This window comes from Frigoribacterium endophyticum (genome assembly GCF_011759585.1).
GTDB lineage: Bacteria > Actinomycetota > Actinomycetes > Actinomycetales > Microbacteriaceae > Frigoribacterium > Frigoribacterium endophyticum.
In genome coordinates this window covers 689,842-704,304 of record NZ_JAAOYV010000001.1, presented here as the reverse complement: position 1 = coordinate 704,304, position 14,463 = coordinate 689,842, and the positions used below count along the sequence as shown (strand labels likewise).

The 14,463-nt window shown below is 71.7% G+C and carries 13 protein-coding genes; all 13 read right to left on the bottom strand.

Going from position 1 to position 14,463, the window contains the following annotated elements:
- Nucleotides 1-46 precede the first annotated feature (46 nt).
- The 13 genes from FHR77_RS03295 to FHR77_RS03235 all read right to left on the bottom strand — a co-directional run bounded on the left by FHR77_RS03295 (nucleotide 47) and on the right by FHR77_RS03235 (nucleotide 14,364).
- Entirely contained in the window at nucleotides 47-439 is a 393-nt protein-coding gene (locus FHR77_RS03295) for a hypothetical protein (RefSeq protein ID WP_167258809.1), read from the bottom strand.
- Nucleotides 436-942, bottom strand: coding sequence for a hypothetical protein (locus FHR77_RS03290; RefSeq protein WP_167258807.1), 507 nt, complete (start codon nucleotides 940-942; stop codon nucleotides 436-438). Before FHR77_RS03290 ends, FHR77_RS03295 begins: the two co-directional genes overlap by 4 nt.
- The gene (locus FHR77_RS03285; RefSeq protein ID WP_167258805.1) at nucleotides 939-2,072 is read right to left on the bottom strand and encodes a mannitol-1-phosphate 5-dehydrogenase; all 1,134 of its coding nucleotides are present in this window, start codon (nucleotides 2,070-2,072) and stop codon (nucleotides 939-941) included. The genes FHR77_RS03290 and FHR77_RS03285 overlap by 4 nt, the downstream gene beginning before the upstream one ends.
- A 268-nt stretch (nucleotides 2,073-2,340) precedes the next feature.
- On the bottom strand, nucleotides 2,341-3,366 hold the full coding sequence (gene ilvC / locus FHR77_RS03280) for a ketol-acid reductoisomerase (RefSeq protein ID WP_056053498.1): 1,026 nt from the start codon (nucleotides 3,364-3,366) through the stop codon (nucleotides 2,341-2,343).
- Between the two features lie 83 nt (nucleotides 3,367-3,449).
- Nucleotides 3,450-3,956, bottom strand: a complete 507-nt coding sequence (gene ilvN / locus FHR77_RS03275; protein ID WP_056053495.1) for an acetolactate synthase small subunit — start codon at nucleotides 3,954-3,956, stop codon at nucleotides 3,450-3,452.
- Complete coding sequence (locus FHR77_RS03270; RefSeq protein ID WP_167258803.1) at nucleotides 3,953-5,836, bottom strand: acetolactate synthase large subunit; 1,884 nt, start codon at nucleotides 5,834-5,836, stop codon at nucleotides 3,953-3,955. Before FHR77_RS03270 ends, ilvN begins: the two co-directional genes overlap by 4 nt.
- Before the next feature lie 94 nt (nucleotides 5,837-5,930).
- Nucleotides 5,931-7,643 carry a dihydroxy-acid dehydratase gene (gene ilvD, locus FHR77_RS03265; protein ID WP_056053492.1) on the bottom strand — a complete coding sequence of 571 codons (1,713 nt, stop codon included), beginning with the start codon at nucleotides 7,641-7,643 and terminating at the stop codon, nucleotides 5,931-5,933.
- An 87-nt stretch (nucleotides 7,644-7,730) separates the two neighbouring features.
- Nucleotides 7,731-8,282: a monovalent cation/H(+) antiporter subunit G gene (gene mnhG / locus FHR77_RS03260; RefSeq protein WP_167258801.1), complete on the bottom strand. Its 552-nt coding sequence runs from the start codon at nucleotides 8,280-8,282 to the stop codon at nucleotides 7,731-7,733.
- Nucleotides 8,279-8,542, bottom strand: coding sequence for an MrpF/PhaF family protein (locus FHR77_RS03255; protein WP_341777198.1), 264 nt, complete (start codon nucleotides 8,540-8,542; stop codon nucleotides 8,279-8,281). Before FHR77_RS03255 ends, mnhG begins: the two co-directional genes overlap by 4 nt.
- Nucleotides 8,539-9,174 carry a Na+/H+ antiporter subunit E gene (locus FHR77_RS03250; protein WP_167258799.1) on the bottom strand — a complete coding sequence of 212 codons (636 nt, stop codon included), beginning with the start codon at nucleotides 9,172-9,174 and terminating at the stop codon, nucleotides 8,539-8,541. The genes FHR77_RS03255 and FHR77_RS03250 overlap by 4 nt, the downstream gene beginning before the upstream one ends.
- Entirely contained in the window at nucleotides 9,171-10,769 is a 1,599-nt protein-coding gene (locus tag FHR77_RS03245) for a Na+/H+ antiporter subunit D (protein ID WP_056053483.1), read from the bottom strand. The genes FHR77_RS03250 and FHR77_RS03245 overlap by 4 nt, the downstream gene beginning before the upstream one ends.
- Nucleotides 10,766-11,401: a Na(+)/H(+) antiporter subunit C gene (locus tag FHR77_RS03240; RefSeq protein ID WP_056053479.1), complete on the bottom strand. Its 636-nt coding sequence runs from the start codon at nucleotides 11,399-11,401 to the stop codon at nucleotides 10,766-10,768. The genes FHR77_RS03245 and FHR77_RS03240 overlap by 4 nt, the downstream gene beginning before the upstream one ends.
- A complete protein-coding gene (locus FHR77_RS03235) occupies nucleotides 11,398-14,364 on the bottom strand; it encodes a Na+/H+ antiporter subunit A (protein WP_167258795.1) in 2,967 nt (988 codons plus the stop codon). The genes FHR77_RS03240 and FHR77_RS03235 overlap by 4 nt, the downstream gene beginning before the upstream one ends.
- Nucleotides 14,365-14,463: the final 99 nt, after the last annotated feature.

Here is a 14,463-nt window from a genome sequence, read left to right as displayed (position 1 = left end):
ACTCCCCCGCCGTCGTCCGCGGCCGTCGTCGGCCCCGACGGGCCGGTCAGATGCTGAGCACGTACGCCGTGAGGCCCAGCGACGCCGCCGCGACCGCGGCGAGGCCCGTGGCGAAGACGAGGGCCGCCCGGCCGAGGGTCCGCCGCCGCGCGACGAGGAGGGCGACGACGTACGCGACCGGGGGCAGCAGCACGTTGGCCCAGAGCGCGGCCCACGGCGGCGAGGCCGCGAGCGACCCCACGCCGACCTCGTCGAAGAAGGCGTTGTTCTGGTAGCGGACGTCCTGCGGCACGAGCACGAGGTTGGTCACGGCCTCCGAGAGGTCGTAGGCGGCCAGCAGGCCGGCGAGGACGGCGATCAGCACGAACCCGACGCGGGGGCCCCGTCGGGCGCGGCGCGGTCCGGTGGAGGCGGTCGCCCCGCCGGGCGCGGCGGTCACGCCCCGCCCCCGATCACGAGGGGCCAGGGGGCCAGGAGCACGGCGCCGACGGCCATCACGAGCAGTCGACGGCCGGAGCGCTCCGCCGGCACCAGCAGGATGGTCGCGACGAACCAGAGCAGCGGGGCGACGAGGGCGAGGAAGACGCCGGTCAGCCACAGCGTCGTCTGCACGCGCTCGACGAGGCCGCCGCCGAACGCGATCAGGAACTGGTCGCGCGAGACGATCCAGCCGACGCTCGAGAGCAGGGCGACGCCGCCGAGCACGCCGTGCCCCACGAGGGAGGCGCTGCTCATGACCTGGGGAGCGTCCGGGTCGATCTCTTCGTCGCGTGACGCGGCGGCGGGCCCCTCGACGTGGCTGGCGTCCGACTCGTCGCCCCAGGAGAGCGCGTCGTCGGCGTCGGCGTCGTAGGGGTCGAGCTCGAGATCGGTCTCGTCGGACGCGGTCGCGTCGGGGAGGTCGTGGCGGCCGGCCGACCCGGAGGGCCGGGGGTCGGTCATGCCGGGAGCTTGGAGGAGACCGCCTCCACCAGGGCGGCGGAGAGCGGGTGGCCCGCCTCGACGCCGGTGAGGGTCACGGTCAGCTCGTCGGCGGGCCGGCCGGAGCGCAGCAGCGCCTGGAGCTCGACGCTCTCGGCGTCGTCGGCGACGTCGAAGTCGAGGGCGGCACGGACGGCGCGGACGAGCGCGTCGCTGGGGAGGCCCCGCTCGGCGAGCTGCGCCGCGGGGCCGACGAAGCGCTCGTGGCGGCTCAGCTTTCGGAGCGGGCCGCGGCCGACGCGCTCGGTGGTGTCGGGCAGGTGCGGGTTCGAGATGCGCACGAGGTTCTTCTCGATGTAGCTCTGCTGCTCGTCGGCGTCGAGCTCGTGCTTCGCGACGAGCAGGGCCTTGGTCTCGGCGAGGGCGGCGCGCACCTCGGCGTGGACGGCCTCGTCGGCGAGCGACTCGCGGATGCTGCCCAGGCCGCGCGCGAAGCCGTGGTAGGCCGCGGCGGCGTGGGCCGTGTTGACGGTGAAGAGCTTGCGCTCGATGAAGGGCTCGAGGTCGGGCACCCAGGTGACGCCGTGGATCTCGGGGCGGTGCTCGCCGAACGGGCCGCTCTCGACGACCCACTCGGAGAAGGACTCGATGGTGACGTCGAGCGACCCGGCGGGCTGCTCGGGCACGATGCGGTCGATGGCGCAGTTCGCGAAGACCGCGTTGTCGGCCGGGTCGGCCTGGCGCACGGCCTCGGCGAGGGAGTCGGTGGCGTTGATCGCGTTCTCGCACGCGATGACCGTGAGGGGCGGCAGCGCCGCGTCACGCTGGGCCAGCCCGCGGGCGATGACCGGAGCCACGAAGGGCAGGATGCGGGCGCCGACCGCGGTGGTGACGACGCCGGCGGTCGCGATCTCGGCGACCAGCGCCTCCTCGTCGGTGCGGCTGTTGACGGCGCGGTAGCCGTCGACGACGGTCGTGCGGCTGTCCTCACCGACCTCGTGCACCTCGTACGACGACTGGGACTGCAGCAGCCCGATCAGCTCGTCGTTCACGTCGGCGAACACGACCTCGTAGCCGCTCGCGTGCAGGAACTGCGCCACGAAGCCACGACCGATGTTGCCCGCACCGAAGTGCACTGCCTTCTTGCTCATCGCCATGCTCTAGATCATGCCACGGGCCGCCTGGTCGCCCTGACACCGACGATGCCCCCCTCCGATCGGAGGGGGGCGTCGTCGGTGCGGATGCGGATCAGCCTGCGTCGACCAGGGCGACGTCAGCGCGCAGCGCTGCCGTCGCCCGTCGGCGGAGCCGACCCATGTCGCCAGCGTGCGTCGACTACGTCGACGTCAGCGCGCAGCGCTGCCGTCGCCCGTCGGCGGAGCCGACCGATGTCGCCAGCGTGCGTCGACTACGTCGACGTCAGCGCGCAGCGCTGCCGTCGACGTAGTCGGAGTCCGTCTGCTTCCAGGCGAACAGGGCGCGGAGCTCCTGGCCGGTGGCCTCGATGGGGTGCGCCTCGCCCTTGGCGCGGAGCTCCTTGAACTCGGGGGCGCCGGCGTCCTGGTCGTCGATGAAGCGCTTCGCGAAGGCGCCCGACTGGATGTCGGCCAGGACGGCCTTCATGTTCTCCTTCACGGAGGGGTCGATGACGCGCGGGCCGGAGACGTAGTCGCCGTACTCGGCCGTGTCGGAGACGCTCCAGCGCTGCTTGGCCAGGCCGCCCTCCCAGATCAGGTCGACGATCAGCTTGAGCTCGTGCAGCACCTCGAAGTAGGCGATCTGCGGCTGGTAGCCGGCCTCGGTCAGAGTCTCGAAGCCGTACTGGATCAGCTGCGAGGTGCCGCCGCAGAGCACGGCCTGCTCGCCGAAGAGGTCGGTCTCGGTCTCTTCGGTGAAGGTCGTCTTGATGCCGCCGGCACGGAGGCCGCCGATGCCCTTGGAGTACGACCAGGCGAGGTCCCAGGCGGAGCCGGAGGCGTCCTTCTCGACGGCCACGATCACGGGCACGCCGCGGCCGGCCTCGAACTCGCGACGGACGGTGTGGCCCGGTCCCTTGGGGGCGACGAGGACGACGTCGACGCCCTCGGGCGCCTCGATGTAGCCGAAGCGGATGTTGAAGCCGTGGCCGAAGACGAGCGCCTTGCCCTCGGCGAGGTTCGGGGCGATGTCGTCGGCGTAGACGTGGCGCTGGACCTGGTCGGGGGCGAGGACGACGATGACGTCGCCCCAGGCCGAGGCCTCCGCGGGGGTGTGGACCGTGAAGCCGGCCTCCTCCGCCTTGGCGCGGCTCTTCGAGCCCTCCTTGAGGCCGATGACGACCTCGACGCCGGAGTCGCGGAGGTTCAGCGCGTGGGCGTGGCCCTGCGAGCCGTAGCCGATGACGGCGACCTTCTTGCCCTGGATGAGGGACAGGTCGGCGTCGTTGTCGTAGACGATCTCAGTCACAGTGGTGCTTCTCCTCGGTTGTCGACGGATGTCGTGTCGGTGGGTCGTGCAGCAGGAGGCGCGGGCCGGGAGCCCGGGGCCGCCTAGTTCTTGAAGACGCGGTCGGTGATCGACTTGGCGCCGCGGCCGATGGCCAGGAGGCCCGACTGCGAGATCTCCTTGATGCCGTAGGGCTCGAGGACGCGCAGCAGGGCGGTGGTCTTGCCGGTGTCGCCGGTCACCTCGATGACGAGGGCGTCGGTCGAGACGTCGACGACCGCGGCCCGGAACAGCGTCACGGCCTCGAGCACCTGCGAGCGGGTCGTGTTGTCGACCCGGACCTTGATCAGCATGTGCTCGCGCTGCACCGACTGCGAGTAGTCGAGCTCGACGATCTTGATGACGTTGACGAGCTTGTTGAGCTGCTTCGTGACCTGCTCGAGCGGGAGCTCCTCCACGTCGACGACGACCGTGATGCGGCTGAAGCCCTCGAGCTCGCTCTTGCCGACCGCGAGGCTCTCGATGTTGAAGCCGCGACGGGCGAAGAGGCCCGCGACGCGGGTCAGCAGACCGGGCTTGTCCTCGACGAGGAGGCTCAGGACGTGGCTCATGCGTGCTCTCCGGTCATGTCGCCGTCGCGGGTGGTGTCGGACGCGCTGCTGCCCGGCGCCTCGTCGTCCCACTCCGGGGCGAGCGCACGGGCGTGCTGGATCTCGGAGTTCGAGACGCCCTGGGGCACCATCGGCCAGACCATCGCGTCGCGGCTGACGACGAAGTCGATGACGACCGGGCGGTCGTTCGTCTCCAGCGCCAGCTGGATGGCGGCGTCGACCTCGTCCTCCGTCCGGACGCGGATGCCGAGGGCGCCGTAGGCGTCGGCGAGCTTCACGAAGTCGGGCACCATGCGGGTCTCGTGGCCCGTGTTGAGGTCGGTGAACGAGTGGCGGCCCTCGTAGAAGAGGGTCTGCCACTGGCGCACCATGCCGAGCGACGAGTTGTTGATGATCGCGACCTTGATCGGGATGTCGTTGATGACGCAGGTCGCGAGCTCCTGGTTGGTCATCTGGAAGCAGCCGTCGCCGTCGATGGCCCAGACCACGCGGTCGGGCTGGGCGACCTTGGCGCCCATGGCGGCCGGGACGGAGTAGCCCATCGTGCCCGCGCCTCCCGAGTTCAGCCAGGCGTGCGGGCGCTCGTACTGGATGAACTGGGCGGCCCACATCTGGTGCTGGCCGACGCCGGAGGCGTAGATCGCCTCGGGGCCGGAGAGCTGGCCGATGCGCTGGATGATCGCCTGCGGCGACAGCAGCCCGTCGTCGGGCTCGGTGTAGCCGAGCGGGAACTGCTCGCGGAGCCCGTCGAGGCGCTCCCACCAGGCGGCGATGTCGGGCTTCCGCCCGCCGGTCACCTCGGCGAAGGCGCTGGCGAGGTCGGGGATGACGACCTTCGCGTCGCCGACGATCGGCACGTCGGCGATGCGGATCTTCGAGATCTCGGCCGGGTCGATGTCGACGTGGACGACCTTCGCGCCGGGCGCGAAGAGGTCGGCCTTGCCGGTGACGCGGTCGTCGAACCGGGCGCCGAGGGCGATGATCAGGTCGCTCTCCTGCAGGCCGAGCACGGCCGGCACGGTGCCGTGCATGCCCGGCATGCCGAGGTGCTGCGCGTGGGTGTCGGGGAAGGCACCGCGGGCCATCAGCGTGGTGACGACGGGGGCACCGGTGAGCTCGACCAGGGTCTTGAGCTCGGCCGAGGCGCCGGCGCGGATGACGCCGCCGCCGACGTAGAAGACCGGCTGCTTCGCCTCGGCGATCATCTGGGCGGCCGCGGTGATCTGCTTGCCGTGGGCCTTGGTCACCGGGCGGTAGCCGGGCAGGTCGACGACCGGCGGCCACACGAACGGCGCGCTGTTCTGCTGCGCGTCCTTCGTGATGTCGACGAGCACGGGGCCGGGGCGGCCGGTGCTGGCGATCTGGTAGGCCGCGGCGAGGGTCGCCGGGATGTCCTCCGGCTTCGTCACGAGGAACGAGTGCTTGGTGATCGGCATCGTGATGCCCACGATGTCGGCTTCCTGGAAGGCGTCGGTGCCCATCAGCGTCGAGAAGACCTGGCCGGTGATCGCGAGCAGCGGCATGCTGTCCATGTAGGCGTCGGCGATGGCGGTGACGAGGTTCGTCGCGCCGGGGCCGGAGGTCGCGATGGCGACGCCGACGCGCCCGGAGGCCGCGGCGTAGCCCTCGGCCGCGTGGCCCGCGCCCTGCTCGTGGCGGACGAGGATGTGGCGGATCGCCGTCGAGGCCATCAGCTCGTCGTAGAACGGGATGATGGCGCCGCCCGGCAGGCCGAAGACGTCGGTCACCCCGAGGTGCTCGAGCGACCGGAGGATCGCGCCGGAGCCGGTGAGGACCTCGGGAGGCGCCGGGGCGTCGGAGCCGGGGCGGGCCGCCGGGCGCGCGGCGGCACCGGGCAGCGGGGTCGTGTCGTGGGGCATCGGAGGCGGTTCCCTCTTCGTGGTGGTGGACGGTGTGACGGAGGTCAGCCGACGACGATCGCGCGGGCCCGGTGGAGGCGGCGGGGACGGTCGTCTAGTAGGTGACGGCGCCCTCCGCGGCGGAGCGGACCTGGCGCGCGTACTTGGCGAGGACACCGCGGGTGTAGCGCGGGGGAAGAGGAGCCCAGCCGTCGCGGCGGGACTCGAGCTCGGCGGGATCGACGAGTAGGTCGATGGACCGAGCGGCGATGTCGACCCGAATCAGATCACCATCGCGCACGAAGGCGATCGGACCTGCGTCGACCGCTTCGGGAGCCATGTGGCCGATGCACAGGCCGGTTGTGCCGCCTGAGAATCGTCCGTCCGTCAAGAGTAGTACATCTTTTCCGAGCCCTGCGCCCTTGATGGCCGCCGTGATGGCGAGCATCTCGCGCATGCCGGGGCCGCCCTTCGGGCCCTCGTAGCGGATGACGACGACGTCGCCCGCGACGATGCGGCCCTCGGTGAGGGCGTCCATGGCGCCGCGCTCGCGCTCGAAGACCTTCGCCGGCCCCTCGAAGAGCGAGGCGTCGAAGCCGGCCGTCTTCACGACCGCGCCCTCGGGGGCCATCGTGCCGCTGAGCACGGTGAGGCCGCCCGTCGCGTGGATGGGGTCGTCGAGCGTGCGGAGCACCTCGCCGTCGAGGGGGGCGGGCTGGATGTCGGCGAGGTTCTCGGCGACGGTCTTGCCGGTCACGGTGAGGCAGTCGCCGTGCAGCAGGCCGGCGTCGAGGAGCGCCTTCATGACGACGGGCACGCCGCCCATGCGGTCGACGTCGTTCATGACGTACTTGCCGAACGGCTTGAGGTCGCCGATGTGCGGCACGGTGTCGCCGATGCGGTTGAAGTCGTCGATGGTGAGGTCGACCTCGGCCTCGTAGGCGATGGCCAGCAGGTGCAGGACGACGTTCGTCGAGCCGCCGAAGGCCATGGCGACGGCGATGGCGTTCTCGAACGCCTCCTTGGTGAGGATGTCGCGCGTGGTGATGCCGAGCCGCAGCATGTTCACGACGGCCTCGCCCGAGCGGTGGGCGAAGTAGTCGCGGCGACGGTCGGCCGAGGGCGGCGAGGCCGAGCCGGGCAGGCTCATGCCGAGCGCCTCGGCGACGCTCGCCATGGTGTTGGCCGTGTACATGCCGCCGCAGGCGCCCTCGCCCGGGACGATCGCGCACTCGATGGCCTTGAGGTCGGCGTCGCTGAGGTTGCCGGCCTTGTGGGCGCCGACCGCCTCGAACGAGTCGATGATCGTGACGTTCTTCTCGGTGCCGTCGCTGAGCTTGACCCACCCGGGGGCGACGCTGCCCGCGTAGAGGAAGACGCTCGCCAGGTCGAGGCGGGCCGCGGCCATCAGCATCCCGGGCAGCGACTTGTCGCAGCCGGCCAGCAGCACCGAGCCGTCGAGGCGCTCGGCGTTCATCACGACCTCCACGCTGTCGGCGATGACCTCGCGCGACACCAGCGAGAAGTGCATGCCCTCGTGGCCCATCGAGATGCCGTCGGAGACGGAGACGGTGCCGAACTGCAGCGGGTACCCGCCGCCGGCGTGCACGCCCTCCTTGGCGCCCTGCGCGAGGCGGTCGAGCGACAGGTTGCAGGGGGTGATCTCGTTCCAGCTGCTGGCGATGCCGATCTGGGGCTTCTCCCAGTCGCCGTCGCCCATGCCCACGGCACGCAGCATGCCCCGGGAGGTGGTGGCTTCGACGCCGTCGGTGACGACGCGGCTGCGCGGCTTGATGTCGACCTCGGGCTGGGTGTCCTTCACTGGCATGGGTCGAGTTTAGGGCCCGCCGCCGTCAGCGACGCCCACGCCCCGGACGGAGGCGTCGGCGGCGCGGCAGGGCGGAGGAGCGCCGGCTCAGTCCAGGCCGGGATCGACGTCGTGGTGCCGACGCTCCTGGTGCTCGCGCTCCCGGGCGGGGTCGTCGTGCTCCTCGTCGTCGCCCTCCGAGTCGTCGAGCCCGTCGAGCCGCTCGATCTCGACGGCGAGCACGTCGGCCGAGCCCACCGGCAGGGTCGAGGTGTCGACGTCGGCGAGGGACTCCCCGTCGCTGACCAGCTCCTCCCCCGCCCTCGCGACGGCGTCGTCGAGCTCGTCGACGACCAGCAGGTCACGACGCAGGTCGCCGTTGCGGTAGCCGGCCCGGCCGATCATGTGAGCGGAGATGGGCGCCGTGAGCATCTGGAAGACGAGGACGACGAGCAGGGAGGCGACGGTCGCCAGGGTGTGCTGGTCGAGCGCGATCGCGGCGAGCATGAGGATGAGCCCGAAGATCTGCGGCTTCGTGGCGGCGTGCATGCGCGAGAGCGCGTCCGGGAAGCGGAGCAGGCCCACCCCCGCCGCGGCGGAGAGGAGGGCCCCGGCGAGGAGGAGGACGGAGCTGGCGACGTCGTAGGCGGTCTGGCTCATGACGGGTCCTGCCTCGACACGTAGCGGGCGACCGTGATCGACCCGAAGACTGCCGTGAGCGCGAGGACGATGATGACGGGCAGCGTCCGGGTGTGGTGGCCGGACACCATGTCGGCGGCGAGCACGCAGATGAGGGTCGTGAGCAGCATGTCGCTCGCGATCATGCGGTCGAGGATGGACGGCCCCCGGACGATGCGCCAGACGGAGGCCAGGGCGGCGAAGGCGAACAGGATCCCGACGATCCACTCGACGGCGATCACGAGGCAGCTCCCTTGTCTTTCTCGTTCACGAGGCGGTCGTTCCCCGTGGGGTCGGTCGCCGGGTCCTCCGTCGCCGGCGTGCCCTCGGCGATGCGCCGCAGGTCGTCGGCGCTGCCGAGGGCCCGGGCGATCCTCTTCTCGAAGCCGAGCACGGAGGCGCGCACCCGCTCGACGCCGTCGGCGTCCTCCACGGCGAGGGCGTGCATGTAGAGGATCGACCGCTCCCGGTCGGCCTCCACGACGAGCGACCCGGGCACCAGCGAGGCGGCCTCGGCCACCAGGGTCATCACGAAGTCGGATCGCGTGTGCAGCTGCACCGCGACGATCGCGTTGCTCGTCACGCCGCGGGGCCGCACGGCCTTCCACGCCACCTCGACCGAGGCGACGACGAGGTCGGCCAGGAAGCGGACCACGAAGACCAGGGCCCAGCCGAGGTTGAACCTCCCGCTGAGCTCCACCGGCGGGAGGAAGAAGACGCGCGTCACGAGCAGGGCGACGAGCACCCCGGTGACGGCGGAGAGCACCGTCAGCTGGTTCCAGAGGAACATCCAGAGGACGACGAGCCCGACCAGCAGCGGGAGCTGCCTCAGCAGGCTCCGGCCGACCTCGTGGGCGGAAGGACGCGGGGTCACGGGGTGCCCTCCTGGTCGTCCGAGGCGGTGTCGCCCTCACCGGTCGGGAAGACGAGCTGCACGTACTCGTTCGAGCCGTACACGCGACCGGCGGCGCGCTCGGCGACGCCGTAGAGCGGGCCGGCGGCGACGGTGAGCACGAGCGAGACGAGCACCATGCCGGCCGTCGCGCCGATCATGGTGCGGGGGTTCGCGCGGCGCTTCTGCACGACGGTGCGGCCGGGAGCCTCCTCGAGACGTTCGGTGAGGGGCGACTCGTGGTCCTCGACGTCGGCACCGGGACGCCAGAAGGCGAGGTTCCAGGCGCGCATCAGTGCGTACAGCGTGAGCAGCGACGTCAGGGCGCCCGCCCCCAGGAGGACGTAGACGAGCGGGTCGTGCAGCCGTGCCCCGGCGTCGAAGAGCGCCACCTTGCCGATGAACCCGGAGAAGGGCGGGATGCCCCCGAGGTTGAGCGCGGGGATGAAGAAGAGGACGCCGATCACGGGCGCCGCCTTGAGCAGGCCGCCGAGCCGGAGGACGGAGGCGGTGCCTCCCCGTCGTTCGATCAGCCCCGCGCCGAGGAAGAGGGTCGTCTGCACGGTGATGTGGTGCACCACGTAGTAGATCGTGGCCGCGAGCCCCTCGACGGTGCCGAGGGCGATGCCGAAGATCATGTAGCCGATGTGGCTGACCAGGGTGAACGACAGCAACCGCTTGATGTCGGCCTGGGCCACCGCGCCGAGGATCCCCACCACCATCGTCAGCAGCGCGATGATCAGCAGGTAGACGTTGACGTTGCTCTCGACGAACAGGACGGTCTCGGTGCGGATGATCGCGTACACGCCGACCTTGGTCAGGAGGCCCGCGAAGACCGCCGTGACCGGCGCGGGGGCCGTCGGGTACGAGTCGGGCAGCCAGAACGACAGCGGGAAGATCGCGGCCTTGATGCCGAAGGCCGTCAGCAGCATCACGTGGATGATCGTCTGCACGTCGGGCGGGATCTGGTCCATCTTCTGCGCGATGTCGGCGATGTTCACGGTGCCGAGCGCGCCGTAGATCATGGCGATCGACGCGAGGAAGAGCACGCTCGAGAGCAGGCTCACGACGATGTAGGTGACCCCCGCGCGGATGCGCTGCTCCGTGCCGCCGAGCGTGATCAGCACGTAGCTGGCGATGAGCAGCATCTCGAAGCCGACGTAGAGGTTGAAGAGGTCGCCCGCCGCGAAGGCGTCGAACACGCCCGCGGCGAGGATGAGGTAGGTCGGGTTGTAGATCGACACCGGGGCGTCGCCGTCGCCGTCCGCCGAGCCCTGCCCGACCGAGTACACGAAGACCGCCAGCAGCACGATCGACGAGATGACGAGCATCAGCGCGGCGAGGCGGTCCACCACGAGGAGGATGCCGAAGGGCGCCTCCCACCCGCCGATCTGCACGGCGATGGCCCCGTCGCGGTCGACGACGACCAGCAGGACGACGCTGATGACGACGACGACGGCCAGCGCGGCGATCGACAGGACCGCCTGGAGGCGGGGGCGCCGGGTGGCGATGAGCGCGGTGGCCGCGCCGAGCAGCGGGACGAGCACCACGAGCGGCACGAGGAAGTCGACGTTCACGGTCGGCCTCCCTTCGGCCCGGTCGGGCGGTCGTCGTCGTCGGTGCGGTAGCGGCCCACGTCGCGGGCGCGCTCGGGGTGGAGCGGGTCGTGGTGCGGCGCGTGCTCGGGGTCGGCCAGGGGCACGTTCTCGCGCGGCGCGTGGTCCCACGCGTCGTCGTCGTCGGGGTCGTGCGGCGACTCGGGGACGGCCGCCTCCGCCCGCGAGCCGAACTCCGTGTCTCCCCCGGCCTCGTCGTCCGCGTCGGACTGCTCGGCCTCCTCCTCGGCGGGCACCCCGCGGATGCCGATCTCGAGGTCCTCGAGGTCGTCGGCCACGTCGTCCTCCTGGGCCAGGCGCCAGGAGCGGTAGATCAGGGCGAGGAGGAACGCGGAGACGCCGAAGGTGATGACGATCGCCGTGAGCACCAGGGCCTGCGGCAGAGGGTCGGCGAACGACGACTCCGGCACCTCGCCGTCGGCGATCGGCGCCTCGCCGCTCCGGCCGGACATCACGAGGATGAGGATGTTCGTCGCGTTGCCGACGAGCAGGAAGCCGAGGAGGACCCGGGTCATGCTGCGCTCGAGCATGAGGTAGATGCCGCACGCGTACAGCGCGGCCATCACCACGACGAGGACGAGGGAGACGCTCACGATGCCGCCCCCTGCTTCGTCGTCGCGGTGACCGAGGCGTCGCCCCGGTCGTCTTCTTCTTCTTGACGGTCGACCTCGGCCCCCAGGCTGCGGAGCACGTCGAGGACGAGGCCGACGACCACGAGGTAGACGCCGACGTCGAAGAACGTCGAGGTAACGAACTCGACGTGGCCGAAGAGCGGCAGCTCGCCCTCGACCCAGGTCGAGGTCAGGGCGTCGACGCCGAGGAAGAGCGGGACGACCGCCGTCGCGACGATGACCAGGAGCCCGGTGCCCAGGACCTTGCCCGCGTCGAGGGGCGCGGCGGCCCCGAGCTCGAACCGCCCGCCCGCGAGGTAGCGCGCGACGAAGGCCATGCCCGCGACGAGACCGCCCGCGAACCCGCCGCCCGGGAGGTTGTGCCCGGCGAAGAGGAGGTAGATCGAGACCACCACGATGGCGTGGAAGAGCAGCCGGACGACGACCTCGAGCAGGATCGACCGGTTCTGCGGCGCGAGCTTGCGCCCCGCGAGCAGCCAAGCACGGCGGTCGCCCTCGACGTCGCTGGTGTCGGCCGCGGTCGCCGAGAGCTGGCCGCCTCCGGGCAGCTCGGGCGCCGCCTCCATCTCGGGCCGCACCCGGGCGAGGAAGCGCTGGGCGCGGCTGCGACGGGCGGGCCGGGGCAGCATGTCGGTGCGCGAGGTGAGGAAGACGAGGCTCGCGACGCCCGTGGCCGCGACGATGAGCACGCTGATCTCGCCCATGGTGTCCCACCCGCGGATGTCGACGAGCGTGACGTTGACGACGTTCTTGCCGTGCCCCCCGGTCACCGCCAGCTCGGGGAACGCGCCGCTGATCGTCGGCATCGACCGGGCGCCGAGGGCGACGACCGCGATGGCGGCCATCACGCAGCCGACCGAGATCGCGATGACCGCCCGGGCCGCCCGGTGGGTGCGGCCGTTCCGCTCGCCGAGGCGCGCGGGCAGGCGGCGCAGGACGAGGACGAACGCGATGAGCGTGATGGTCTCGATGAGCGCCTGGGTGAGGGCGAGGTCGGGCGCCCCGTGCAGGGCGAAGAGCGCCGCCATGCCGTAGCCGGTGACGCCGACCAGCACGACCGCCTGGAACCGCTTGTTCGAGCGGGCGGCGGCGACCGCGCCGATGACCATGAGGCCGCCGATGGCCAGCTGGGCCGGGTAGTCCCACAGGACCGCCGCCTCCGGCCAGCTCCTGTTCAGCGAGAGGGTGACGATCGACGACGCCACGAAGACCACGAGGATCGTGGAGAGGTAGAAGGGCAGCGAGCCGCGCTGCGTCGCCGCCGTGGTGCGCGACGCCGTGCTGTCGATGGTCGTCATGATGCGGACGTACCCGTCGGAGGCGCGGGGCATGAACGAGGCCGCCTTCTGCAGGCGGGCGACCGGCTCCCGCTGCCAGAACAGGAGCGCGCCGACGACGAGGGTCAGCGCCGTCAGCCCGAGGGCCGGCTCGAGGCCGTGCCAGAGGGCGAGGTGGTACGGGCCGTGGTCGCTCTCGACCGCGGGGAGGGTGTCGGCGTAGAGCGCGAGGACGGGGTCGAGGGCGCCGGCCGCGGCGCCGAGCCCGAGTCCGAGCAGCGCGAGGACGGCCGGCGAGACGAGGAAGTCGACGTGCTCCTTGACGAAGTCGACGGGCTCGACGCCGGCCTTGCGCGCGAAGGCCCCCCAGAGGAAGCGCAGGCTGTAGGCCGTGGTGAGGATCGAGCCCAGCACGACGCCGAGGAGGGCGACGACGCCCCAGGCGCTGCCGTGCTCGGCGTCGGAGAGGAGCGCGCTCAGCACGGCCTCCTTCGCGACGAAGCCGAACGTCGGCGGCACGCCGGCCATCGAGGCCAGGGCCAGCACGGTGATGACGAAGAGCAGCGGAGCCTGACGGCCGAGGCCGCTGAGCTTCCGCAGGTCGCGGGTGCCCGCCCGGTGGTCCACTATGCCGACGACGAGGAAGAGGGTGGCCTTGAACAGGGCGTGGGCGACGAGGAGGGCGAGCCCGGCGAGGGCGGCGTCGCGCGTGCCGTAGCCGACGACGATCGTGAGGAAGCCCAGCTGGCTCACCGTGCCGTAGGCGAGCACGAGCTTGAGGTCGTGCTGGCGGAGGGCCCGGTAGCCGCCGAGGAGCATCGTCACGACGCCGACCGTGACGACGATCTCCTGCCAGCCGGGCGAGTCGTGGTAGCCCGGGGCGAGCCGGGCGACGAGGTAGATGCCCGCCTTGACCATGGCCGCGGCGTGCAGGTAGGCGCTGACGGGGGTCGGTGCCGCCATGGCGGCGGGCAGCCAGAAGTGGAACGGCACGAGGGCGGACTTGCTCAGCGCCCCGACGAGCACGAGCACGACCGCGACGGTGACGGCTGACCCCGTCGGGGGCGACTCCACCAGGCCCTCGAGCGACGAGGTGCCGCCCTCCACGGCCAGGATCACCAGGCCCACGAGCATCGCCAGGCCGCCCGCGGTCGTCACGATCAGCGCCTGGAGCGCCGCCCCGCGGCTCGTCTGCTTGGCCGTGTAGTGCCCGATGAGGAGGTACGAGAAGACGCTCGTGGCCTCCCAGAAGACGAAGAGCACGAAGACGTCGTCGCTCGTCACGAGGCCGTACATGGCGCCCGCGAAGGCGACCAGGATGGCGGCGAAGCGCGGCAGCGACTCGTCGTCGCGGCTGAAGTAGCGCGCGCAGTAGAGCAGCACGAGCGCGCCGACGCCGGTGACGACCAGGGCGAGCACCCACGCGAGCACGTCGACCCGCAGGGTCAGGGCGATGCCGAGCTGCGGGATCCACGGCACCGACTCGACGAGGACGTCGCCGGCGAGGACGGCGGGGCCCTGCGTGGCCGTGTAGACCGCGACGGCGGCCGGGACGAGGGCGGCGACCACGAAGAGGCGCGTGCCGAGTCGGCGGCCGAAGGCCACGACGACCGAGGCGACCGCGAAGGCCAGGAGTGCGACGATCACGCGGGGCACCTCCGTCAGGCTGTCGAGTTCGTCGGTCGCGCCGGGCGGGCGGCGACGAGGAGTCGGGCGGAGAGTCCACCCTACCTGTCGGTCACCTGG